The sequence below is a fragment of the Paraburkholderia rhynchosiae genome (assembly GCF_002879865.1).
GTDB classification, from domain to species: domain Bacteria; phylum Pseudomonadota; class Gammaproteobacteria; order Burkholderiales; family Burkholderiaceae; genus Paraburkholderia; species Paraburkholderia rhynchosiae.
This window is the reverse complement of record NZ_PNXY01000001.1, coordinates 253,830-278,259: the sequence shown is the minus strand read 5'-3', so window position 1 is coordinate 278,259 and position 24,430 is coordinate 253,830. Positions and strand designations below refer to the sequence as shown.

General features: G+C 60.7%; 21 protein-coding genes. 16 read left to right on the top strand and 5 right to left on the bottom strand.

Going from position 1 to position 24,430, the window contains the following annotated elements; all coding sequences use genetic code 11:
- The 16 genes from rfbD to C0Z16_RS01170 all read left to right on the top strand — a co-directional run bounded on the left by rfbD (position 1) and on the right by C0Z16_RS01170 (position 19,570).
- On the top strand, positions 1–927 hold the full coding sequence (gene rfbD / locus C0Z16_RS01245; RefSeq protein ID WP_102630417.1) for a dTDP-4-dehydrorhamnose reductase: 927 nt from the start codon (positions 1–3) through the stop codon (positions 925–927).
- A gap of 303 nt (positions 928–1,230) precedes the next feature.
- Complete coding sequence (locus C0Z16_RS01240) at positions 1,231–2,649, top strand: mannose-1-phosphate guanylyltransferase/mannose-6-phosphate isomerase (RefSeq protein ID WP_102630416.1); 1,419 nt, start codon at positions 1,231–1,233, stop codon at positions 2,647–2,649.
- A 1-nt stretch (position 2,650) separates the two neighbouring features.
- Positions 2,651–3,472 carry an ABC transporter permease gene (locus C0Z16_RS01235; RefSeq protein ID WP_102630415.1) on the top strand — a complete coding sequence of 274 codons (822 nt, stop codon included), beginning with the start codon at positions 2,651–2,653 and terminating at the stop codon, positions 3,470–3,472.
- Between the two features lie 4 nt (positions 3,473–3,476).
- The gene (locus C0Z16_RS01230; RefSeq protein WP_102630414.1) at positions 3,477–4,253 is read left to right on the top strand and encodes an ABC transporter ATP-binding protein; all 777 of its coding nucleotides are present in this window, start codon (positions 3,477–3,479) and stop codon (positions 4,251–4,253) included.
- Positions 4,254–4,516: 263 nt separating this feature from the next.
- Positions 4,517–5,899 carry a phenylacetate--CoA ligase family protein gene (locus tag C0Z16_RS01225; RefSeq protein WP_102630625.1) on the top strand — a complete coding sequence of 461 codons (1,383 nt, stop codon included), beginning with the start codon at positions 4,517–4,519 and terminating at the stop codon, positions 5,897–5,899.
- Positions 5,896–7,506: a polysaccharide deacetylase family protein gene (locus C0Z16_RS01220; protein WP_102630413.1), complete on the top strand. Its 1,611-nt coding sequence runs from the start codon at positions 5,896–5,898 to the stop codon at positions 7,504–7,506. The genes C0Z16_RS01225 and C0Z16_RS01220 overlap by 4 nt, the downstream gene beginning before the upstream one ends.
- A complete protein-coding gene (gene wecB / locus C0Z16_RS01215) occupies positions 7,503–8,624 on the top strand; it encodes a non-hydrolyzing UDP-N-acetylglucosamine 2-epimerase (RefSeq protein ID WP_102630412.1) in 1,122 nt (373 codons plus the stop codon). The genes C0Z16_RS01220 and wecB overlap by 4 nt, the downstream gene beginning before the upstream one ends.
- The gene (locus C0Z16_RS01210; RefSeq protein ID WP_102630411.1) at positions 8,617–9,873 is read left to right on the top strand and encodes a glycosyltransferase; all 1,257 of its coding nucleotides are present in this window, start codon (positions 8,617–8,619) and stop codon (positions 9,871–9,873) included. Before wecB ends, C0Z16_RS01210 begins: the two co-directional genes overlap by 8 nt.
- Before the next feature lie 11 nt (positions 9,874–9,884).
- Positions 9,885–11,012 carry a glycosyltransferase gene (locus C0Z16_RS01205; RefSeq protein WP_102630410.1) on the top strand — a complete coding sequence of 376 codons (1,128 nt, stop codon included), beginning with the start codon at positions 9,885–9,887 and terminating at the stop codon, positions 11,010–11,012.
- Between the two features lie 344 nt (positions 11,013–11,356).
- Positions 11,357–12,370: a glycosyltransferase gene (locus C0Z16_RS01200; RefSeq protein WP_244201123.1), complete on the top strand. Its 1,014-nt coding sequence runs from the start codon at positions 11,357–11,359 to the stop codon at positions 12,368–12,370.
- Positions 12,371–12,390: 20 nt separating this feature from the next.
- Positions 12,391–13,530 carry an NAD(P)/FAD-dependent oxidoreductase gene (locus C0Z16_RS01195; protein WP_102630408.1) on the top strand — a complete coding sequence of 380 codons (1,140 nt, stop codon included), beginning with the start codon at positions 12,391–12,393 and terminating at the stop codon, positions 13,528–13,530.
- The gene (locus tag C0Z16_RS01190; protein WP_102630407.1) at positions 13,527–14,321 is read left to right on the top strand and encodes an NAD-dependent epimerase/dehydratase family protein; all 795 of its coding nucleotides are present in this window, start codon (positions 13,527–13,529) and stop codon (positions 14,319–14,321) included. The genes C0Z16_RS01195 and C0Z16_RS01190 overlap by 4 nt, the downstream gene beginning before the upstream one ends.
- Complete coding sequence (locus C0Z16_RS01185) at positions 14,318–15,151, top strand: sugar phosphate isomerase/epimerase family protein (RefSeq protein ID WP_102630406.1); 834 nt, start codon at positions 14,318–14,320, stop codon at positions 15,149–15,151. The genes C0Z16_RS01190 and C0Z16_RS01185 overlap by 4 nt, the downstream gene beginning before the upstream one ends.
- Positions 15,148–15,504: a DMT family transporter gene (locus tag C0Z16_RS01180; RefSeq protein WP_102630405.1), complete on the top strand. Its 357-nt coding sequence runs from the start codon at positions 15,148–15,150 to the stop codon at positions 15,502–15,504. Before C0Z16_RS01185 ends, C0Z16_RS01180 begins: the two co-directional genes overlap by 4 nt.
- Positions 15,505–15,525: 21 nt before the next feature.
- Positions 15,526–16,335: a glycosyltransferase family 2 protein gene (locus tag C0Z16_RS01175; RefSeq protein WP_102630404.1), complete on the top strand. Its 810-nt coding sequence runs from the start codon at positions 15,526–15,528 to the stop codon at positions 16,333–16,335.
- 52 nt (positions 16,336–16,387) lie between these two features.
- Positions 16,388–19,570 carry a hypothetical protein gene (locus C0Z16_RS01170; RefSeq protein ID WP_102630403.1) on the top strand — a complete coding sequence of 1,061 codons (3,183 nt, stop codon included), beginning with the start codon at positions 16,388–16,390 and terminating at the stop codon, positions 19,568–19,570.
- 29 nt (positions 19,571–19,599) lie between these two features.
- On the opposite strand, the gene C0Z16_RS01165 is transcribed toward C0Z16_RS01170, so the two are convergent.
- The 5 genes from C0Z16_RS01165 to C0Z16_RS01145 all read right to left on the bottom strand — a co-directional run bounded on the left by C0Z16_RS01165 (position 19,600) and on the right by C0Z16_RS01145 (position 24,429).
- Complete coding sequence (locus C0Z16_RS01165) at positions 19,600–20,754, bottom strand: methyltransferase domain-containing protein (RefSeq protein ID WP_102630402.1); 1,155 nt, start codon at positions 20,752–20,754, stop codon at positions 19,600–19,602.
- 304 nt (positions 20,755–21,058) lie between these two features.
- The gene (locus C0Z16_RS01160; protein ID WP_102630401.1) at positions 21,059–21,790 is read right to left on the bottom strand and encodes a class I SAM-dependent methyltransferase; all 732 of its coding nucleotides are present in this window, start codon (positions 21,788–21,790) and stop codon (positions 21,059–21,061) included.
- A 99-nt stretch (positions 21,791–21,889) separates the two neighbouring features.
- A complete protein-coding gene (locus C0Z16_RS01155) occupies positions 21,890–22,768 on the bottom strand; it encodes a hypothetical protein (RefSeq protein ID WP_102630400.1) in 879 nt (292 codons plus the stop codon).
- Positions 22,765–23,358, bottom strand: a complete 594-nt coding sequence (locus C0Z16_RS01150; protein ID WP_102630399.1) for a histidine phosphatase family protein — start codon at positions 23,356–23,358, stop codon at positions 22,765–22,767. The genes C0Z16_RS01155 and C0Z16_RS01150 overlap by 4 nt, the downstream gene beginning before the upstream one ends.
- 15 nt (positions 23,359–23,373) lie before the next feature.
- Positions 23,374–24,429 (bottom strand): glycosyltransferase family protein, encoded by a 1,056-nt coding sequence (locus C0Z16_RS01145; RefSeq protein WP_102630398.1) that lies wholly within the window; start codon positions 24,427–24,429, stop codon positions 23,374–23,376.
- Position 24,430: the final 1 nt, after the last annotated feature.

Sequence of the window (24,430 nt, the reverse complement as noted above, 5' to 3'; positions counted from 1 at the left end):
ATGAGCGCACATGATGGCAAGCGGACGATCCTCGTCACCGGCGTGAACGGGCAGGTCGGTTACGAACTCGCGCGCACGCTGCAAGGGCTCGGCAAGGTTGTCGCCGTCGACCGCTCGACCATGGATCTGTCGAATCTCGATCAGATCCGCGCCGTGGTCCGCGACGTGAAGCCCACGCTGATCGTCAATCCCGCGGCCTATACGGCGGTCGATCGGGCGGAGCAGGAGCCGGAGCTTGCGATGCGCATCAACGGCGAGGCACCGGGCGTGCTTGCCGAAGAAGCGAAGAAGCTCGGCGCGGCGCTGATCCACTATTCGACGGATTACGTGTTCAACGGCGAGAAGGAAGGCGCTTACGTCGAAAGCGATGCGACGGATCCGCAGAACGTGTACGGGCGCACGAAGCTCGCCGGCGAACAGGCGATTGCGGCAACGGGTGTCAATCATCTGGTGCTGCGTACGAGCTGGGTATACGGCACGCGCGGCAAGAACTTCCTGCTCACCATGCTGCGCCTGGGTGCCGAGCGGGACGAGCTGAAAGTCGTCGCCGATCAGTTCGGCGCGCCCACCTGGTGCAACACGATCGCCACGCTCACCGCGCACATGAGCGCGCAGGCCTTTGCCGCGCAAGACAGCGCGTCGTGGTGGGATGAGCGTTCGGGCATCTATCACCTGTGCGCCGGCGACTCGACGTCGTGGCACGGTTTCGCGTCGGCCATCTTCGAACTCGCGGACTTGCCGAACCGGCCGAATACCTTGCGGATTCCCGCCGCCGACTATCCGACGCCAGCCACGCGTCCGTCCAATTCGCGCATGTCGAACGAGAAGCTCGTGCAGGTGTTCGGGCTCGCGGCGCCGCATTGGCGGGATGCGTTGAAGCTGTGCCTGACGGGCGGTTTCCCGAAGTCGCCTGCCGCACGTTCCTGACGTCGTTGGGGGCGCTGCCAGCCCGCCTTGCACAACCATCACGTCATCGTCTGAAGCACGCGGTGCGCTCCGGGCGCCCGGGCCCACACTTCCTGACGATAGTGAAAGAGGGCAAGGGTAGAATATTGATCGTCCTGTGACACTTGCTCCGGCCGGCAAACTAGGGTCGTGCCGTGTGCGTCGAAGGCGCGCGCCGCTCGCATCATCCGATTTGTGGGTTCTGCTGATTATCACGTTGCGGCGTGCCGTGAGTGCGCGCGGCAACGCGATCAAGTAATAAATGCGGTTATTGAAGGGGAGCATGTGAGTTTGTTACCGATCATTCTGTGCGGCGGGGCGGGTTCGAGGCTATGGCCGGTCTCGCGCGAATCGCATCCCAAGCCGTTCATCCGTCTGGCGGATGGCGAGAGCCTGTTGCAAAAGGCTTTCTTGCGCGCGGTCGCGCTGCCCGGTGTGAAGGAAGTATTGACGGTAACCAATCGCGAGTTGTTCTTCAAAACCGAAGACGATTTCCGCGAAGTGAACATGAAGCGCTGCACGACCTCGTTCATTCTCGAACCGTTCGGCCGCAACACCGCGGCTGCTGTGGCGACAGCGGCGCTGCACACGGCGAAAGCGCACGGCGATCAAACGGTCATGCTGGTGCTTGCCGCCGACCATCTGATCGCGGACCAGGCGGCGTTCGCCACGGCGGTGGCGGCTGCGCAAAAGCTTGCGCAGGCAGGCAAGGTAGTCACGTTCGGCATGCAGCCGCAAACGCCTGAGACCGGTTACGGCTATATCGAGGCGGACGGCGAGAATGTCGTGCGTTTCGTCGAAAAACCGTCGCTCGAAAAAGCCCGCGAGTATCTGGCGTCGGGCAAGTTCGTATGGAATTCGGGCATGTTCTGCTTCACCGCGCGCACCATTCTCAAGGAGATGCGGCAGCACTGTCCCGACATTCTGAATGCCGCAGCCGATTGCATGGAGAAATCGCCGTCGGCGCAAGGCACAGACGGTGGCGCGCAAATCCGCCTCGAGCCTGGCTGTTTCGGCGAGGTGCCCGACGTCTCGTTCGATTACGCGGTGATGGAAAAGTGCGAGCACGCCGCGGTGGTGCGTTGCGATATCGGCTGGACCGATGTGGGTTCGTGGACAGCGCTGAGCGATCTGTCGCCGGCGGACGGCAGCGGCAACCGCGTGGAAGGGGAAGCACTGCTGTTCGACGTGAAGAACTGCTATCTGCGCGGCGGCAACCGGCTGATCGGCGCCGTGGGCGTCGAAAATTTGATCGTGATTGACACGCCAGACGCGCTACTGATCGCAGACAAGGATCGCGCTCAGGACGTGAAGCAGATCTTCGCCGAACTGAAGTCGCGCGGTCATGAAACGTACAAGGTGCATCGCACGGTGCACCGGCCGTGGGGCACTTACTCCGTCCTCGAAGAAGGCCCGCGCTTCAAGATCAAACGCATCGAAGTCAAACCCGGCGCAAGCCTCAGTTTGCAGATGCATCATCATCGCAACGAACATTGGGTGGTGGTCAGCGGCATGGCCAAGGTCGTCAACGGAGAGGAGGAATTCTTCGTGTCGACCAACGAGTCGACTTATATCCCGGCGGGTCACAAACATCGCCTCGAAAATCCGGGCGTCGTCGAGCTCGTGATGATCGAGGTGCAGAGCGGCGAATATCTGGGCGAAGACGATATCGTCCGCTTCGAAGACATTTACGGACGTACTTGAGATGGACATCACTTTTATCAACGACAGCACTGAAGACCTGACGCGCCACACGCAGAACGACGACCTGGTCGTCGGCATGAAATCCGTGCGCGTTTGGGGCACGCTCGGCTGGCACGACATCCGTCAGCGCTATCGCCGTTCAGTCCTTGGCCCGTTCTGGTTCACGTTGAGCACGATCATCATGGTCGTCGTGCTTGGCGCGCTATATTCCACGCTGCTGCATCAGGAAATCTCCGACTACCTGCCGTACCTCGCGGTCGGACTCGTCGTCTGGGCATATCTCGCTTCAGTCGCCAACGAAGGGTGTCTCGCGTTCATCGGAGCGGCATATCTGATCAAGCAGATCCGGCTTCCGCTCACCGTGCACGTGTGCCGGATCGCGTGGCGCAACTTCGTGATCCTGCTGCATAGCCTGCCGGTGGTCGTCGTGTTGCTCCTCGCGTTTGGACGCTGGCCCGGCTGGGAGTTCGTGCTTGTGCCTTTTGCACTCGGCATTCTGCTGTTGCACGGCGTCTGGCTCGGTGTCACGCTCGGCGTGCTGTGTGCGCGCTTTCGCGACATTCCGCCAATCGTCACGAATCTCATTCAGGTCGTGTTCTTTTTCACGCCCGTCATGTGGTCGCCGGAAATTCTGAAGGACCGCGGCTGGATCGCCGACTACAACCCGCTCTACCACCTGATCGAAACGGTGCGTGCGCCGCTGACTGGCCGTCCGACTCATTGGGAGTCGTGGGCCTGGTCCATCGGCTTGTTGATCGTCGGTTTTGCGTTCGCGCAATTTCTGATGAAACGTTTCCGTAATCGCGTTCCTTACTGGCTTTGATATTGTGAGTTCTTCATCGATTGTCGCTCGTAACATCTCCGTCGAATTTCCGATTTACGAGAACTCGCATCGCTCACTGAAAAAGGCGGTGCTCAATCTCACGACGGGTGGCCGGATCGGCCAGGATGCAGGCCGCCATGCGATCGTCAAGGCGATCGACGACCTGACCTTCAGCTTCACGGAGGGTGAGCGCGTAGGCCTCGTCGGCCATAACGGCTCCGGCAAGACCACGCTGCTGCGCACGCTCTCGGGCGTGTATGCGCCGGTGCGCGGCGAGCTGAAGGTGCACGGCAAGATTGCGTCTCTGCTGGACGTGTCGATGGGCCTCGACCCCGACGCAACAGGTTTCGAAAACATCTATCTGCGCGGCATTCTCGACGGCCTGAAGCCGGCACGTATCCGCAGCAAGATCGACGAGATTGCTGATTTCAGCGAATTGGGCGACTACCTGAACCTGCCGGTGCGCACCTATTCGAGCGGGATGATGCTGCGCCTCGCGTTCGCGATTTCCACGAGCGTCGAAGCCGACATTCTGATCATGGACGAGTGGCTGAGCGTCGGCGACGCCGAGTTCAGCATCAAGGCGGCCGAACGGCTGGAGAGTCTCGTCGGCAAGGCGTCGGTGCTGGTCGTCGCGTCGCACGATCCTAAGCTGGTGGCGCGCGTCTGCAATCGCAAGATTTCGATGGAGCACGGCCGGATGATCGCGGACGAACCCGTGCTTCCGCCGGTCGAGAGCGAGGGCCCGCTCGTCAGTCACACCGCACAGCTGCCGCACTGAAGTCGGCGTTGGCGTTGGCGTTTGCATTGGCATCGACGGCGGCGTCGCCAGCGAATTAGCCGTACGGCGATAGAGGTCGCGGGATTGCATATTGCGAGTCAGCGAAACGGATGCGCATGTCGCGTGGTTCCGCGCATTTTCCGTTTCAGGCGAAGCTTCGCGCTTAAATACAAATTGTGCTGTTGGAAGCGCCCGCGAATCTGTCGCGGCGCGTTCGACGGCAGCAGCCAGGCGCAAGAGAGGCGCAACAAGGTTCGAACTTCATGCGAGCTAATCATCCATTTCTGCGTTATTCCGAATCCCTGTTGGTGCGCCAGCCGTTTCGCACGCTCAAGGGTTTCGCAGGCGGCTACATCGCCTATCCGATCGCCGAGAGCCGCGAAAAACGCAGCGTGCGTCCGAAGATTCAGGAACTACGCGACCATTACACGCTGCCCATGCCGCATCGCCGGCGCGTCGCGCTCGAACGCCTGGCTGCCATGCTGGAGTTCGCTGGCGCTAACGTGCCGTATTATCGCGATCTGTTCCAGGCGAAGCAGTTCGATCCCGCCAAAATCAGGCAGGACGCGCGTTATCTGGAAGAGCTTCCGTATCTGACGAAAGACGTCATCCGCGAGCAGGGGCCGCGCCTGTTGTCCGGGCCGCTCGAAGCGGGCCAGCATCACGCGTGCAAGACCGGCGGCTCGACGGGTTTGTCGACCACGATTTACTACGATCAGGAAGGCGCGGATTACTCGTCGGCGGTCACCAATTACTGCCGCGAGCGCATCGGCAAATTGCGCCATCGCTCGGAGCTTCACTTTGCATGCCGTTTCCCGGACGAGGTGATTCCGGAATGGCCGTCGCGTGAAGACTTCAAATGCTTCGCGATGAACCGCAGCAATATTTTCTTCGACCGTATCGACGATCAGGGCCTCGAGGAAATGTGGCAGACGCTCAAGCGTCGCAAGCCTTATCTCGCCCACTCGCATCCGTCCACTATGTACGCGCTCGCTTGCTACGTGCAGCGCAAATATGGCGGCGGCAAGGCGTTCCACGTGTTCGAATCGAGCGGCGAATTGCTCGAGCCGCACGCGCGCGAGATGATCGCGTCGGCGCTGCGTTGCCGCGTGATCGACCGTTATGGCCTCGCCGAACTTGGCGTGATGGCCTACGAACTCGACGGCCACGAAGGCGGCTTCCAGATTCTCGAATCCGAGGGATGGCCGGAAAGCCGTCTTTCGGAGGGCAACCCAGACGGCGCGCACGAACTCGTGTTTACGGGTTTTCGCAACAAGCTGATGCCGCTGATCCGCTATGCAACGGGCGACCTCGCGCGCGTGCAGGAAACCGACAAGGGGTTTTTCCTTACCAATGTGGTCGGCCGCATTCATGACGTGGTGCCGATCAACGGGGTCGCGCATCCCACGCATCACATTCAGGATATGCTCGATCACCGCGTCGGCGGCATTCAGGAGTTTCAGATCGATCTGCGAACTTCCCCGCCCACGTTGCGCATCGTGCTCGAGCCCACCGCGAATGCCGACGAAACGACCGCGAAGCTGCGCCACTTCTGGCAAGACGCGTTTTCGATCGCTTATGTCGGTCACGACGATTTTGTGCGCGTCGGCAGCCGGGCCAAATTCCGTCACGTGGTGACTGCATGATTGGAATTCTTTCCTCGAACGCATCAGCCGAAGCCGGCCACCATGTGCGGGCCGCTGTGCAGCGCTCGGTCAGCGCAACGCAGGTGCAAGCGATCTCGCGTAGCTTGCTGCGCGGCATGGCGCCGGACATTGTGGTCGCCGTCGACGCGCCCGATGGCTGGAGCGCCGACCTGATCGCCTGGTTGTGCGCCCGGCCTCGCAAGCTTGTTGTGTTCGGCAACATGCCGATCGCGCTGGCCGACTATCTTCGCTATCAAAGGGGAAACCCGGCCGCCGACCTCGCAGCCGCGAGCCGTAGCGCGCCGGCCCCGTCCGGCGAGGCGCGCGAGAGCACGGCGGTCGTGCTCTACGGCGCACTGGCGCAGACGCTTGGCGGCCAACAATGGCATCGTCCGTTCGAGCGTTTCGATTTCGCCGACGAGTGGAACAACCTGGGCTTCGGCGCCATTCGCGGCGACGGCTCGATGTGGGCAGTTGGCCAGGCAGTGCAAGTGCCAGCCGAAGATGAGCTAGCGGCGATCTATCTGAGCGGCGACCGGCAGTTCTCCTACGCCGCGCTGACGGACGCGGGCACGTCGAGCGTGTTGTGGTTCAACCGGCCGGTTGGCCCATGCGATTCGTTCGAATGGCGCCTGGTTGAAAATTTTCTGTCGGGCTATCGGGGGGACAAGCTGCCGTGTCAGCCGGTGTTGAGCGAATTGCCGTGGGGCTACGACGCGGCCATCACGTCGCGCCTCGATTGCGATGAAGACGTCGAATCGGCGCGTCCGCTGTGGCAAGCCTATCGGCGTCTCGGCGTGCCGTTCACGCTCGCGGTCCATACGCAGAACCTGAACCGTCCGAATCAGCACGCCATTCTGCGCGAACTCCTGGACGACAGGACACAGGGCGCGGTCCTATCGCACACAGCCACGCATGCGCCGAACTGGGGCGGCACCTATGACAATGCCCTCGCGGAAGGCATGCAATCGGCGGCCTTGCTCGAAGCAGCGACGAGCGTGCCGGTGCGCTACGCCGTGTCGCCGTTTCACCAGTCGCCACCCTACGCAATGCGCGGTCTCGCCGACGCCGGTTTCGAAGGCTGCGTCGGCGGAATCATTCGCAATGATCCGGAGTTTCTGACTGCTCGCGGCGGCGCGCTCGCGGGCATGCCCGCAGGGTTCGTCGCGCATAGCCAGCAGTGCATGCTGCACGGCGATTGCATGCTCAAGGACGGCGACCCGCTTGCGATCTTCAAGCAGGCTTTCGACTACGCGTACGCGACTAACACGCTGTTCGGTTATCTGGATCATCCGTTCTCCGAACGTTACACGTATGGTTGGGGGGACGAGGCGCAGCGCATCGACGCTCACGAGTCATTCATCGCCTACATCAGAAGCAAGGCGCGAAAGCCGCTGTTTTTTCATGAAGAAGCCGCGCTCGATTTCCTCAAGTTCCGGTCGCTCGCGCAGGTTGTCGGAGACGGCCGCGAGTTTCGCGTACTGACGCCGGCTAGTTCAGAAACCCTAACAAGCGCGGCTTCGGCGGCAGCTTCAATGCCCTTGACGCTTGGCGTCGAATTTCGCGGCGCTCACGTGCAGGTTCAAGCGGGGAAGTCACTGCAATGAAAGTCATGGTGGTGATGGGCACTCGGCCCGAGGTGATCAAACTCGCACCTGTCGTGCGCGCGTTGCGTGCCCAAGTCGACACGGTGGTCTGCGCGAGCGGCCAGCACAAGGACATGGCCGCGCAAGCGCTCGCGTTTTTCGGCATAGAACCCGACCTGACGCTCGACACGATGAGCGCCGGGCAATCGTTGAACTCGCTGTCGTCGCGCCTCATTGCCGCGCTCGACCGCGCGCTCGACGAAATACGTCCCGACTGGGTGATCGTGCAGGGCGACACGACGACGGCGTTTTGCGCCGGCCTCGCGGCGTTTCATCGTGGGATCGCCGTGGGTCACGTTGAAGCCGGTTTGCGCACCGGCGATTTGAAGAGCCCGTTCCCCGAGGAAGCGAATCGCAGTCTGCTCGGCCGCATCGCCACGCGGCATTTCGCGCCGACCGAACTCGCGCGCCAGCATCTGCTGAGCGAAGGCATTGCCGCTGAAAAAATCGTCGTCACGGGCAATACGGTCGTGGACGCGATTGCCGAGGTCCGGCAAAGCTGGAGCGCCACGCCGCCACAGAGCCCACTGCCCGAATGGCACGGCGCGGAGCAGGAGCACGTTCTGGTCACGTGCCATCGGCGGGAAAATTTCGGCGACGTGTTGCAGGACATTTGCCGCGTGCTGCGCGATCTGTGTCAACGCTACAGCGCTTACCGCTGGATTTTTCCTGTGCATCTGAACCCGGCCGTGCGCGGCCCGGTGCATCGCGAACTGGACGGCATCGCGAATCTCTCGCTGATCGAACCAGTCGACTATCCGACGAGCCTGTATCTGATCAGCCGCAGCGCGGTTGTGGTCAGCGATTCCGGCGGCATTCAGGAAGAAGCGCCGACCTTCGGGGTGCCGGTGGTCGTGATGCGCAATCACACCGAGCGCCGTGAAGGCGTCGACGCCGGATTCGCGACGCTCGCGGGCCAGGCGCCTGAGAGTATCGAAAGCGCGGTGGCGGGCTGGCTCGACGATCCGGCACGCCGCGAGGCGCTGCACAATCGTGCGAATCCTTATGGCGACGGGCTGGCCTCGCGACGTATCGTCGAGAGTCTGCTGGGCCGACCGGTCGAGGTGTTCATTGGTTGACGGCAAGGATGCGGTATCGGCCGCGCGCGACTGCGTGCTGTTTTCCACCGCCGACTGGGACGAACCCTATTGGACCAACAAGCAGCATACGGCGAGCATTCTCGCCGCGCGCGGCTGGCGCGTGCTGTATGTGGAGAGCGTGGGCTTCCGTTCGCCAAAGGTGGGGAGCGGCCGCGACTGGGCACGTCTGTGGCGCCGCTTGTGGCGCGGCGTGCAGTCACTCGTGCTCGGACCGCCGCGGCGCGCGGAGAACATCTGGGTTCTTTCGCCGCTAATGGTGCCGGCCGGGCATCATATGCCGTTCGTGCGCCCGCTAAATCAGGCGCTGCTGCGCTTTTCCGTGGCCCGCTTTGCTAAATCGCGGCGGTATAAAGATCCTGTCGTCTGGACGTATCACCCGTACATGCTCGATGCGATTGCGAGGCTGCCGCGTGGGCCGCTCGTGTATCACTGCGTCGACGATATCGCGCAGATTCCCGGCGTAGACATAAAAGCGTTTCGCGCCGCTCAGCAGGCGTTGCTCGGCCAATGTGAGGCGGTCTTCACGACGGCAATGTCATTGAAGGAAACCTGCCTGCCTTTTAACCGCAACACGCATTTTTTCGGCAATGTGGTGGACGACGCGCACTTCGGCACCGCGCGCGCCGACGGGCCTCCAGACGCGATACCCGCCGAACTTGCTGCGATTCCCGAGCCGCGGCTCGTGTATCACGGCGTGCTGTCCGACTTCAAGGTCGACTTTCCGTTGCTGATGCAGACGGCGCAGGCGCGGCCGCAATGGCAGTGGGTGATCATCGGCGAGGAGCGGGAAGGGCAGCGCAGCGAACTGCTCGCGCAACTGGCGCGCTTGCCGAACGTGCATCTGCTCGGCTACCGCAGCTATCAATCGTTGCCGCAATATTTGCGCGGCATGCGTGTCGGCGTGCTGCCGACCTTGCTCAACGAGTACACCCGCTCGATGTTCCCGATGAAGTTCTACGAGTACCTCGCGGCCGGCTTGCCGGTCGTGTCCACGCCGCTCGACTTCGCGAAGGAGCCGCACACGGGTCTCGAAGTGGGCGGCGATGCGGATGCATTCATTGCCGCGGTCGAAAAACAGTTGGCGCGCGGCAAGCTCTCCGCCGCGGAGGCGGTCGCGGCGGTTGGCGAGAACACGTGGGAACGCAGGCTCGACAAAATGCTCGCGATCACGTTCCAGGGCCATGCGCCGGGCGGCGGCCGGCCCGCTTCGCTGGACGCCGTCGCGTAAGTGATGACCGCATGAAAGTCCTGCATATCTACCGCACGTATTTTCCCGACCCACCGGGCGGTCTTCAGGAGGCTATCCGTCAGATTAGCCTGTCGACGCGCGCATGCGGCGTGGAGCCGGGAATCTTCACGCTGTCGCCGAATCCAGTGCCGCGCCAAGTGCGTTTTCCGGAGGGCATTGTGACGCGCTCCCGGTCATGGGCGGCACCGGCTTCCTGCGACCTCGGTGGGCTGGAGTCACTGCGGCAATACAGGGCACAGGCGGAATCGGTCGATATCCTGCATTTCCACTTTCCGTGGCCGTTCGCCGACGTGCTGCATCTGCTCGGTCGGGTCAAGAAACCCACCGTGATGACGTATCACTCGGACGTGGTGCGCCAGCGTGCGCTGGGTTATGTGTACGGACCGCTGATGCGCTCGACGTTGCGCTCCATGTCGGCGGTGGTGGCGACGTCGGCCGTCTATGCGCAAAGCAGCCCGGTTCTGACGAGTGTCGTGGATGAAGGGCGTCTCAAGGCTATTCCGCTGGGCATCATCGATTACCGCGATGATCCCGTGCTCGGCCGTTTCTCGCCTCGCTGTCTGCACCGGCTGCAACTCGGCGACGAACCTTACGTGCTCGCGCTCGGGGTTCTGCGGTACTACAAGGGGCTGCATACGTTGATCGAAGCGGCGCCCTCGATCGCATCGAAGATTGTCATTGCTGGATCGGGACCGGAGATGGAGCGGCTTACCGCGCTTGCGTGCGAAGTCGGCGCAAACAACGTGGTGTTTGCCGGGCAGGTGTCGCATGAAGAGAAAGTAGCATTGCTGAGTGGCTGCCGCGCGTTGGTGATGCCATCGCATTTGCGCTCGGAGGCATTCGGCATGGTGCTGGTCGAGGCCGAAATGTTCGGAAAGCCGATGGTCTGCTGCGAAATGGGCTCGGGCACGTCGTATGTGAACGAGCACGGTGTGACGGGTTTAGTGGTGCCGCCCGAGGCGCCGGTCCGGTTTGCGGCCGCGGTCAATGAGTTGGTGAACGACGAGGTACTCGCGCGGAAAATGGGCGCGGCGGCGCGCGAACGCTACGAGCGGTTGTTTTCAGGGCCGGCTTTGGGCAATGCGTATCGCGGCCTTTACGAGGAGGTGTTGGGCTAAGACCTCCTGCCTTTCGCGGCTGCAAAACTTATTTTGCAAATGAAACAACTTGCCAGAAATAACTTGTAACGGCATAGTTGGCGCATTTTCCGTGACCTGGCAAGGTTTCAGAAAGGAGCCGTAGAGCCTGTGAGGGCGTCGACTCGAGAGAGGGCCGGACGAGATCGAGTTTTCTGGCATTCGAAGCTGTTCCCAAGTGAAAGCGACCCGTGACGAGTCGCTAGAAGCGGGGCAATCACTAGTGAACCTTGCCGTCTGGATATTGAGGCGCTGCGCGCCGGGTATCACAGAATGGTTTCGCGTAGGCTAGGTCTTTCCCAAGGGGGCAGGTGGTGTTTTTCCCAGTGTTCTTGTCCGTTGTATTTGTCGTTCGTAATCAGGCGTGGGATCTAGAAGCTATCCTGAAAGATGCCGCGATTGTCATGGTCGATCTCGTCAGCGATTACGAGCTCATCGTGGTGGACAACGCGTCCGATGACGATAGTGTCGCCGTGCTCAAACGGTTGGCGGGCGAGCAGGGCTTGCCGAATTTGCAGGTGTATGCGCTGACGAAGGAGGTCGATTCGGACACCGCGTCTTGGGTAGGCCTCGAAAACGCGCTCGGCGATTTCGTCGCCGTAGTGGATCCGTTGACGGACGGCATCGGCTTTCTGCCCACCATGCTCGACAAAGCGGCGAGCGGCGCCGACGTCGTGTTCGCCGCGAACCAGCAGAAGCCGGCGCAAAGCTGGGCCTACCGAACTTGCCTCGGCGCCTTTAACGCGTTGTACAAGTGGTCCAACGGCGTGCATCTGGCAAAAGACGCGCCTCAGTACCGCTTGCTGAGCAAGCGCGTCATCAACTTCATGCTGCAGCATCCCATGCCCGCGCTCACGTACCGCTATCTGCCGGCGACCGGCGGTTTTGCGCGCGCAAATCTCAGCTATAGCGCGCCGCCCAAGGCGCCGCAGGCGAAACGTCTATCGCACAGCATCGATCGCGGCATTCGTCTGCTTGTATCGACGACGAAGGCGCCCATGCGGCTTGTCACCGCGTTGTCGCTGTTTGGCGCAGTGTCGAACCTGATCTACTCCATTTACGTGATTGCGATCGGTCTGCTGAAGTCCAACGTGGCGCCAGGTTGGGTGACCCTGTCGCTGCAGCAATCCGGCATGTTTTTCCTGATCTCGCTGGTGTTGCTAGTGCTGGGCGAGTACATCCTGCAGATGGCGCGGCTCAGCAACGAAGGTCCTCTCTACCATGTCGCGCAGGAATTTACGAGCAGCGTCATGACACGCCGCCAGAAGCTGAATATCGAAGACGTCAGATTGCCAGGGGCGCAGGGCGAGCACGTGAACGACTCGATGCATTCCTCCTGAGCGAACGGGAGGATTGGCTCATGCAAGATGCCGTAGTCATAGGCGGTGGCTTCTACGGAACGGCGATCGCCGTTTACCTTATGAAGCAGCGAGGCCTGAAAACGGTGACGCTGATCGAGCGCGAGCCCACGTTGCTTGCGCGAGCGTCCTACAACAATCAGGCGCGCGTTCACAACGGCTACCACTATCCGCGCAGCTTCACGACCGCGTTCCGCAGCCGTGTGAACCTGCCGCGTTTTGTCCGCGACTTTCCCGAGGTGGTGAACCGTGATTTCACCAAGGTGTACGCGATCGCCAGGCGCAATTCGAAGGTGACGGCGAAGCAATTCGAGCGCTTCTGCCGTGAAATCGGCGCCAGTCTCGAGCCGGCGCCGCAGCAGGTGCGCGAGTTATTCGAACCGCGCCTGATCGAGCAGGTGTTTCTTGTCGAGGAGTATGCTTTTGACTCCACGAAACTTGCCGAATGGGCGCGGCAGGAACTGGCTGAGTTCGGTGTCGACGTGAGGCTCGGCACGCGCGTCCAAAGTATTCATCGGCGGGGCGAAGGTTTTGCGCTCCAGTGCGACGACGAGAGCCGTTCGACCTTGCATGCCAAATATGTATTTAACTGCACCTACAGTGGCCTGAATCAATTCGAGGGGGACTTTTGCGGCACCCAGACCAAACTGAAGCATGAGATTACGGAGATGGCGCTGGTCGAAACCGTGCCAGAGTTGAGCGAATTCGGCGTGACCGTCATGGACGGCCCTTTTTTTTCCATGATGCCCTTTCCCGCGCGCGGCCTTCATACGCTTTCGCATGTGCGCTACACGCCGCATTCGAGCTGGATGGACGCACCTGGCGCAGATCCCTATGAGCGCCTCGGGGAATACGATCGCGAGAGCCGCGTGGACCGGATGATGCGGGACGTCGGGCGCTATTTCCCCGCGGTTTACGATGCGCAGTACGTCGAATCGCTCTTCGAGGTCAAAACGGTTCTCGTAAAGAACGAAGGAGACGACGGCCGTCCGATATTGTTCGAGCAAGACCCTGCATCGCAAGGACTCTTTTCGATTCTGGGCGGCAAGATCGACAACATCTACGATGTGCTTGAGAAGCTGGACACTGAGACTTTTATTTCCACTTCACAAACATCAACGGTACTGGGAACAGATACATGAACGACGCACTGATCGGATACACGGGGTTTGTCGGCTCGACGCTGCTGAAACAGAAACATTTCGATGCGCGATTCCGCTCGACGAACATATCGGATATTCGCGGCCAATCATTCGACCTTGTGCTCGGCGCGGGCGCGCCTGCGCAGAAGTGGATTGCGAACGCCGAACCGGAGTCGGATCGCGAGAAGATCGAGGGGTTGATCGAGCATCTGTCCGCGGTCCAATGCGGCACGTTTGTGCTGATTAGCACCGTCGACGTATTTCGCCAGCCTATCGGCGTCGACGAGAGCACGCCGGTGGACGAGGAAGGGCTGCACGCTTATGGCTTGCACCGGCGCCTGCTCGAGAAGTTTGTCGAAAAGAATTTTGCGCGGCATCTTATCGTCCGCCTGCCTGGCCTCGTGGGGCCGGGATTGCGCAAGAACGTCATTTTCGATCTCCTAAACGATAACAATCTGCACACCATCGACAGCCGCGGATCATTCCAGTTCTACCCGATGGTGAATCTGTGGGCGGATATTCAGACCGCGCTGGCTGGCGGGCTCAAACTCGTGCATCTGACCGCTGAGCCGATCAGCGTGGCGGAACTGGCGGAGCAGGGTTTTGGTAAGCGCTTCGAGCAGGCCACGCAAGCGCAGCCCGCAAACTACGATTTCCGCACAAAGCATGCGGCGCTATTCGGTGCTTCCGGCCCGTATCAGTACAGCCGGCGCGAGACGATCCAGGCCGTCAGATCGTATGCGCAGTCCGAACGCCGCACGCTGCCTGCTGCGGCAGAGGGGCAGGGATGAGAATCGCCATTTCGAACATTGCATGGGAAGTCCGGGATGATCAGCATGCCGCGGCCATTTTGAAGCAGCACAACGTCGACGCCGTCGATGTCGCGCCGGGCAAGTACTTCCCCGATCCCAAATGCGCCGAGGCGGCGGACATCCAGCGCGTTCGCGCGTGGTGGGCAGAGCGCGGGATCGAAATCACGGGCATGCAGTCGCTGCTGTTCGGCACAAGCGGACTCAATCTGTTCGGTACCGCGGAATCGCAACAAGCAATGCTCGAGCATTTGCGTGCGGTCTGCCGCATCGGCGCAGGCCTGGGCGGGACGAGGCTCGTATTCGGCTCGCCCCGCAATCGCGACCGCACAGGTCTGGCCGATGAGGCCGCCCACGATATCGCGGTCGCATTCTTTCGCCGCCTTGGCGACATTGCTGCCGAGCATGGCGTGGTCGTCTGCCTCGAGCCCAATCCGCCGTGCTACGGCGCCAATTTCATGACGAATAGCCGCGATACGGCGACCGTAGTGTCGGCAGTCGCGCACCCAGCCATCCGGATGCAACTGGACACGGGCGCCGTCACGATCAACGAAGAAAACCCGTGGCAGGTCGTGACCGATTACGAACATCTGATCGGACACGTGCATGCAAGCGAGCCGGGTCTCGTAACGCTGGGCGAGGGCGGCGCCAACCATGCTGCTATTGCCACAGTTTTGACCGAGAAGTTGCCTGCGCACGTCGTGTCCATCGAGATGCTAGCGCCGAAATCAGGCTCTGCGATTGATGCAGTCCGCCGCGCCGTCGCCGAAGCGGTCCGGTGCTACCGCCCGGCAAACGGAGCGTCTGCATGAAGTGGCTGATCCTTTTTTTGGGCATCGCGTCAAATGCGTCCGCCAGTGTGCTGGTCAAGATAGCGATGATGCCGCCGCGCCGTTTTCCGAGCATCAGCGACCCCGTTGGTGCGCTGAAGAATGGGCCGTTCTGGCTCGGTCTCGCATTGTACGGCGCGGCCTTTCTGCTTTACGCGGCAGCGCTCAGCCGTCTGCCTTTAAACGTTGCGCAGCCGGTGCTGACCGCAGGCGCCATTGCAAGCGTGGCCATTCTGTCGGTGGCGATATTCCGTGAGCCTTTTCCCTGGACCGTCGGTGTGGGGATCCTGTTCATCGTCGCAGGCGTTGCACTCATTACTGCCCGCGTAGGGTGAGATCCGAGGATTGCAGATTCAATGAAACAAGACATATCCGAGCAAGTCCGAGCAGGTTGGCGGGTCCCCGCGTTCAAGGTACAACTCGATTCCGAGGGGCGCAGTCCGTGGTGCGTGGTGATTCCCGTCATAAACGAGGGTGCCCGCATCCGCAATCTGCTCGAACGGATGGCGGCGCTTCGTATTCATGAAGCCGCTGACGTCATCATCGTTGACGGCGGCAGTACTGACGGGTCGCTCGAACATGAGTTCCTCACGAGCAAAGGGGTGCGCACGCTGCTCCTCAAGACCGGACCCGGGAAGTTGAGCGCGCAATTGCGCTGTGCTTATGCGTTCGCATTGGACGAAGGGTATGAGGGCATCGTGACTATCGACGGCAACGATAAGGACGACCCCGACGCGATCCCGCGCTTTATTGAGGAGTTGCAAAACGGCGTGGATTTCGTCCAGGCGTCCCGCTATCTTTCCGGCGGCATCGCCGAAAACACCCCCAAGTCCCGCGACCTCGCCATCCGGCTGATTCATGCGCCGATGCTGAGCCTCTTCTCTGGCTTTCGCTGGACAGACACCACGCAGGGCTTTCGCGCATACAGTCGCAAGATGTTGCTGGATCCTCGAGTCGCGCCGTTTCGCGACGTCTTCAACACTTACGAATTGCTCGCGTACCTGTCCTACCGCGTACCTAAGCTCGGGTACCGCTGTGTCGAACTGGCGACTACGCGACGTTATCCCAAGGGCGAAGTGCCGACCAAGATCAGCAGCGTACGGGGCAACCTCTCAGTGCTGCAAGTGCTATTCAAGGCCTGTTTCGGCGCATATAACCCTTCCTGACGAGAAGGGCGGCGAACCAAATGGGCCGGATCGGCAACGAACGGGACATTGAATGTCAAACCAGTTAACCAATACAGAAAAACTGAGTGTCGCGGTGGCGTCGGCTGTCCTGGCTGCTGCCGCACTTGCTCTCGGTTTGCGCATGACGCTGGCGCCGACCTATTCCGATTTCATCGTGGGCCGGATCACGTGGCAGGCCGAGACCAAATTCCAGGATCTCGTCACGCCGCCGTTGCTGATCGCGGTGTTGTTCCTCGGTTTGATTGTGCTGTCTTCGCAGATGAAGAGGCTAAAGCGCGGCTCTGCCGGGTGGGCGCAAGACTTATCCGAACAACTGTTGTGGTGGTCAGTGCCGTCGGTCGTGGTGGCGGCGGGCCTTGTTACCGGCTCGTCCGCAGATCACGCCATGCAGTTGATCTCAGCATCCGCGGTGATCGTGCTAGTCGCGCATACGTGGTGTCAGCGCGGAAGAGCGGGTCAACACTCGCCCGCCGTTGTCGGGCTTGGTCTCTTTGCCGCGTTCATCGTCGCTCTATTGCCGCTCGAACTGGCGCTGGCGGTAGGCCGCGCGCCCGTTTCCATCTTCGGTTTGATGCAGGTGGATCGCTATGCGAAGGTAAGCCATGTGGTTATCGCTGTCCTGTTTGTCGCGGTGCTGGTATCCGCTGTTAACGCGCGGTGGCTTGTGCGCTTTTTGCCCGGCACGCTTCTGATCGGTCAGCTCGGACTGCCGTTTTTCTATCTGACGCTCTATCCCGCGCGACTCGCGTTACCCGATGGATCGTTGACCAAATATTCGACCACCTGGTCGCTAAAGGCGCTAGTCGTAGCGCTCATGCTCGCGGGTATCGTCGATGTGGTTCGCCGCTACCGCAACTATCGTCGAAGCGAACGCGCATCCTTCAAGGCGCTGTTTTCGCCGCTTGCCTTGTTTGGACTGCTCGTTGCGTTCAAGTTTGGCAACACGATCGGACCGGCGCTTTCCACGAACGACTATGAGTTCGGGCAGAACCTGCTCGGCTGGTGGTCTTATGTCAAAGGCGTCGTGCCGTACGTTGGTTACATCGCGCCGCACGGATTCATGGAGGACGACCTTCCGGGGCTCCTTTCACTGCTGTTCTACGACGGAACGGCGGCAAGCATCGCCGATGCAAATCGACTCGGTTCGACCTTGCTGTCGCTGATCACGTTTCTCGCTCTTTTCCGGTTTTCGGGGAGTTTAAACCTGGCGTTCGTCGCGACATTTTTCATCGGCGGTAGAAGTGCGTTTTTGTTCTTCACTCCGTTTCTCTGCCTCTGGTTTAGCGCCTCGCTGAGAGCAACTCCGGCGCGGTGGCTCGGAGTGTGGCTCGTCACGGCGCCGATCGTGGTATTGGGCGTGCCGCCAGCAGGCCTGCTGCTTGCGGCCGCCTCTGGCCTGCTGGCACTTGAAGCGCTATGGCGTATCTGGCGCGGCCGCGAGCGGGCGGGACTAAAAGTGCTGGCGGCCGTTTGCGTCACGCTTGTCATGCTCGCCATCGCCACGCCGTTCGTCCCTATGCTGTTTGGCGCAATCCGTTATGTGCTCGAGAACGGACCTATCAATCAGGTCGCGTACGGCATTCCTTGGGACGCGAGTTGGAACACGAACGGGCCGAAGTCCGGGCTCGTGTTCGAAGCGGTGCGCATGTCCTGGATCGTCGCTCCGTTCTTCAGCCTGATGCTGGCCTATGTGATTGTCAGGCGTCGCGGCGCCGACAATCCCGCGTTCCTGCCGACCGTCGTCGTTCTGCTTTTTACGCTGTTGTTGACGCCCTATTCGATGGGACGAATCGATGCGGGCGACTTGTCACGCGCCGGTCTCGCGGCTATTTTTGGCTGGGCAGTGCTCATCCCGATCGTCGCCTGGCATGCGATCCAGCCGCGACACCGCGTCGCATTGGTCATTGCGGTCGCCGGCGCCAGTGCGACGCTCAATTACACGACGCTTGCGTTCTCCACGGCTGTCACCGCGGCCGCGCCGTCCATCGCCATTGGCCCCACGAAAAACGGCGCGGAAGTGGGTATGCCGAACATCGGGCGGGCGATGGTCCAGGATGAGCAGTGGGCCAACCTCATCAAGCTGAACACGCTGCTGAACAGCGTGCTGCCGCCGGGGGTAGGCTACCTCGATGTAACCTCGCGCAACGCGCGGACATTCTATATGAATCGGCCGGTGACAATGGCAGTCACGGCGCCATACAACATGGCCTTGGTTCGCCAGCAGGAGCGCGCGGTGGAACGGCTGTCAGAGCATCTGCCGGATATCGCATTACTCGGGGCTGGCAACCTTGCTTACGACGGCGGCGGGCTCGCGTTGCGCGACCCGGTGCTCTATCGCTTCGTGATCGATCGCTACACGCCAGTTTGGGCGGACGGCGTCATTCTCGGCTATAGCGGCAAGCGAGCGGCTGCCGCTGACCTGGGCCAACGCGTGACTGTCGTGGCGAAAAATCTCACGGACGATAAGTGGCAGCGAGGCGTCTTGAGGAACGAGGCGGCGTTGCTGCTGGACAGCGACATGCCCATGTCCGCCTTTGCCGTGGGCACCCAATTGCTCCTCGCCGACGGGCAACGGCGCCAAGTGACGAGGTTCAGTGCCGAGCAGCATACTGTCTGGCTCGACGGCGGTGCGCTCGACCCGACCAAAGTCGGTTATCCCGCTGCAAACGATGTGTTGCTGAACGCATCGTCTGCGGGCGAGTTCCGCATGGCTATGCTCGATGCGGCATTTTCCGCTCCCGACCTTGGCGAGATCCCGGTGGCATGGGGACGCTCGAACCGGTCGCTCGCGAAGAAGATGTTCACGGTCGCCGCACTCGATTCGTCGACATCTCAATTGCGCGACCTTGTTGCGCAAGCTGGCCAATACACGGTGGCGGGCGGCAATCCGCAAGTTAGCTACGATGTTTCCTCGCTTAAGCTGTCGGGCCATGCAGCAGGTATCTTGCGATTCGACTTCACCTGCTTCGACCGCCTCGCTGAGCCCAGGCTGACGGTGTCGTGGTATGGCACTCAGGTGGCAGGAGCAACTGCGGCCGGACAGTTGCACTTCAATGCCGACGACGGCCTGCTTATCGTCCCGATCGATGCGTATCCGCGCTGGCTAACCCTGCAGCGTGTCAATGGACTGCAGATCAGCCTTGCGAATCCTGGGGCGTGCGGCGCGATCGGCTTAAAGAACGTGACGCTTCTTCAACGGAATGTTTTCCGATAGGGGGCGGCGTCCCGTATTTGTTTGATTTGTCAGGTTGCTGATGCAACGGGCATGCGCTGTTCGGGGGGCGTCTTTAATGGCCGAATGGCCCGTCCCTCCCGCCACCCGAAATGCCGATAGTGAGTTGCGGCATCCGCGCCCGCCTCCCGTACGTCGGGATTAGCAGCGAGATATCCGGCAGCATCGAAACCGGGCGGAAACACGAGCGGTTCGACAGCATCGAGATCGCTCTTCTGCCCGCAAACGCGCGAGGTGGCTCGCGTGTCGTCCCGGCCACGACGTAACTCTTCCCACATGCGCCGCGCTCGCCACCACGAAGTACCGGGCGTCGCGATTTTGGCCGCGCGTGCCGTGCGTTGCCAGCTTTCCGCGATGTATCGCCGGTCACACGAACGCCGCAGCACAACGGAAAACTCCATGCCGTTTCGCGCAGTGTCGGCGAAGTCTTCGCACGCAAAATCGAGCAGGTTCATTTCGCACAGGTCCGCGATGAGATTCGCGAACGATCGAGGTGTGAAAACCCAGCAATGGACGTCGTGATAGGTACCGTTCTCGAAGGCGTCGCGCGCTAGCTGCATTGCGCCTTGCCACGTGTGATGCCGCCTTGCGGAGACCTGATCCATACGCCCGCGCCATGCCTCTGAGGTACTGATGTCGGCCGCGTTGAGGCAGTGATCGAGCAGGCAATATGGATGAGGCACGCGCGCACGTTCCACGTAGCTCGTCAGAACTTCTGGCAGACGGCTTTCGCGTCTGAAGTAGTCGAAGGTAAAGCGCCTGTCGGGCACCGCGAGACGCACCTCGCCGGTCGGTTTGAGCACGGCTGCCAGTTCGCGCAGCCATGTGACGAGGTCGGGAACATGCTCGACGACGTGTGATGCCACCACATAGTCGACATACTGGCCGCCGATGGCTTCATGCAGCGTATTCGCGCCCCAAACCGCATCCACGTCGACGATCTGGTTTGCGTCGACCTGTGGATCATCACCATACTTGTGACGCAGGTGCGGGGTGTCGGTGTGGTCCACATAGATGATTTTCGCGGCGTCGTCTTTGCGAACGAGTGGCCAGCACAGCGCGCCAATTTCGACTCCAACGCTTTCCTTCAGATTGAGTCCCCGCAGCAGACGGGTTCGACGCTTCTCTCGTGCAGCGATGTCTCGCTCATTGCTTTCCTTCGTCATGTCGTCTCCTCACTCGAACTGCATCCTGAGTCGCGCGACTTATGCGTCGCGGGTCATGACGCAAAGCCGGAAAAGATGGATCAGTGTGCATGCGCCAGGCGACGCCGGCGGTGGCAAACGCTGCTTGTCGCAAGTCTCAGACGATGAAGGGAGCGCGTGCATCGAGCAGGCGCTGCATGAAGCAAAAATTTCCGGACGACTGATCGGTTTGTCGCAGTGTCGGTAGCTTTCGGCCAACGAACAGATGCTGGCTTAATAACGGCGATGGGACCTGTCCGCGATTGCTAACCGATCCAAGAATAGCTCAGTTGCGGGCGATAAAGAAAACGTCCTGATGATTGTCCCATCCGCCACGACGGTATTCAAGAATCTCGAAGCCGTTTTCGTCGCAGACGTCGCTGACCCATCGGTGCGGAATCAGTGCGATACCGTAGCTGTCCCCGATGTAATCGACGGTCTTGGCTTCCAGCGAATGATCGGGCATATAGTTCACGAAGCCGTATTGGCCCGCATCGTAGCTAGCCAGCAAATGGGCGCGCGCGGCGTCGCCGACTTGATAGCAGTCCACGCTTTCCAGAATTTCGCGCGAACGCTCGCCATGCGTGGTGACGACCGCGACGCCGCCTGGTTTCAATTTCTGCAAGAAGTGCTTCATCACCGTGCGGGCGTTGTGGCCAGACAAATGGGTGATCAACGAGCCGAGCGCGGCGACCTCGAAGAACTCATCGGGAACGTTCTTGAACTCGTACACCGGGTCGACAATGCAATACGCATTGACGCCGAATTCCTCGGTGCAGAAGTCGACCGCCGGCAACATGATGTCGGCCACATGGACCTGTTGCGGCTCGAAACGGGATATGAGGTGACGTGTTACGCGTCCATAACCGCACGGCAATTCAAGGACGTTCGGCGACGGTGCGTTCGCGAGCCCGGCTGCATGAGACACAAAGTCGGCCATCTGCGTGCCGACCGACGCGTAGTGCTCAGTCGAGCCATGAAACATGTCGTCGTTGGGATGAATGCGTGCTGACTGCATATGCGTTTCTCTCTGGAAGTGACTGCCTCCGACTCGCGCCGGGTCCTAGTGCGTCAGGTCAAACGTGCTGCATCAAAAACAAGGCCAGCGGGGCGCCGTCTACTCGATCCGAACCGGCTGCCCTGTGTGCGGATGTTGCCGCGTTGCGTAGAAGTCGAAGAAATGCTTTTGCCACAAAGCGCAGACCGTTTCCATCTGTTCGATCAGTGCCGGTTCGAATGCGCCGGACGCATCCGCTCGATCGATCTTGGTTTCCATGCGGTTGAACAGCAGCTTCTCGAAGTCGTTGATGCAGTACTCACGCACGGCTTCAGCGTCGAACGGATAGGCGGCGCGAGGCAGTTCGGGATGCAAAGAAATATAAGTGCTGAACAGGCGCTCGACAATGAAGGGCAAAAACGGCGCTGGGTCCGTGTGCAGCGTATCGGTCATCACGCCGATTGCCGCTTCGTGCGATGGGTTCGCTTCGAGAAAATCGGCGATCGGCAGCAGTGTTTGTCCGACGTACTCGTCCCAGAACCGGCGCGAGCCGACCCAGAAATTGCAGTACGCCAATGTCCCCGGCCCGTGCCGCGGCGTATCCTTGATCGATATCTCAACGCCGCTTGCATCGAGAAGCGCTTGGGCCGCGTGGGTCAGACCAGGATGCGCCTGCTCACCTTGCATCCACACGTTATACGACCAGTAAGCGAGCTGCGGAAACGGATTGATGAAGCAGACGTCGACGCCGGCACAGCGTTGCACGAAATCCAGGAACGCGCTGCCCGCGATCTTCGATTTGAGCGAGAACTTCGGGGAAAAGAGCCCCGTATAGTCGTGCCGCAGATGATCGCCGTTGCGATACATGTCGGTCAGAATCTTGAACTCACGCCACTCGGGCCGCGCATTGTCGGCGCGCACCAGCGGCAGGAATTCCGCGCAGGTCAGCGTTTGATCCTGCGAGTAGATCGGCTCGAATATCGCAACGGTCTTGCTCATACGTGGCCTGCGCGTTCGAGACAATAGCGGTTCAGATCCGCGCGCCATTTCAGATATGTGAACGACGCATTTGGCACGGTGAAGCTCGGGTAGTGCGTCTCGATCGGCACGCCGAGCAGATGCTGCAACACGACGCTGATCGGCCCGCCATGCGCGACGACAGCCGTCAAGCCGCTCTCATTCACATGCGGCCGCACTTCGGACTCGACCCATGCTTGCACACGCTCGGCCATGTCGAGATGCGATTCGCCGCTCTCGTAGCGGTTTCTGATGTTCGCGTTGAAGTCCGGAAAGCTGCGATTGAACTCCGCCTCGAGCCACGACCCATAGACGCCGGGGTGCGTTTCCGCGAGCCGCGCGTCGTAGATGATCGGCGTGGTTGCATCGAATAGCAGTTCCGCGGTCTCTCGCGCGCGTGCCCAAGGGCTGCAATAAAAGCGCGACGGCTTGAACCCGAGCCGATCGAGCGTGGCCGCAAGATTGATCGACTGCGTTTTGCCGAGATCGGTGAGTCCGTCCTTGTCGGTCGAAATCAGCAGTCCCTTTTCATTCGCGACCGATTGGCCGTGTCTGATCAATAAAAGATCCATATTGTCGCGCTCCGTTCAGACCGGATTTTCGCCGGTGACAAGTTCAAGGAAAATCTTCGCGGGACTGGCGAGGCCGAACCGCGCATGGGTGTCGGCGTGCGCGTTGAGCCGCAACGAGTCGCGCAATTGTTTGTCTTGATACAGCTTTTCCATGGCGGCGGCCCAATCTTCAGCCGTGTTGTTCACCAGCAGGCCGGTTTCTTCGTCCGCCACGGCTTCCTCGTACACGGGCGAACGCGAATAGATGCCGGGAATGCCGAGGCTGCCGTAATCGATGTACTTGATGCACGACTTGCAACTGTTGAAGAACAATGCGTCGGGGTCTTCACGTCCGCCGAGCGGCACGATCGAAAACATATAACCTGCATCGCGAATCGCGGCTTTATACGCGGAGTTCTCCATAAAGCCCTTGGAAACAAGGCGCGGAATGCGCGACATTTCCGGAAAGCCGTCGCCCCAGAATTCGAGTGACACGTCCTGATGCCGTTCGAGGAATTCGACGATCACCTTGAAGAATTCCTTCCTGAACTGAACCAGCTTGATGCCGTCCGTATTTGAGAACAGGATTTTTGGCGGGGTTGCTTCATGCCAGCTCGACGGGCCGGAAGGCAGCGAGTCATGATCGAAGCCGTTGGGAATCACGACGACCGACGGCCTGATGCGCCGCAGCTTATTGCGCAGCGCTTCGTTCGAGACGGTCGCAATCGACGCCTGGCGAATCAGCCACGTGATGTTCGCCAGCAAGTCGTCGTTCAGATCGGTGACGCTGTACATCGGCAAGTCGATGATCCAGTCGTCCATATCGTAGATGGTGCGCAGCCCGAGGTCGTTGGCCATGCGCATGACATCCGTCGCGCGGTTCGAGCTGTGCTTGTTGAACAGCACCGCATCGAAACGCCGCAATTGCCCGACCGTCACGTCGCTCTCGACGATCTCTTCCCATTCGAGCATCTGGTTGTGCGCCATGTAGCCGAGCAACGGGCCGAAGCGGGCAGCAATGGACCGCGACATCAACCTGTCGTGCGACAGCGAAATTCGCTGAACAACAAGTAGGCGAGGATTCTTCGGCATG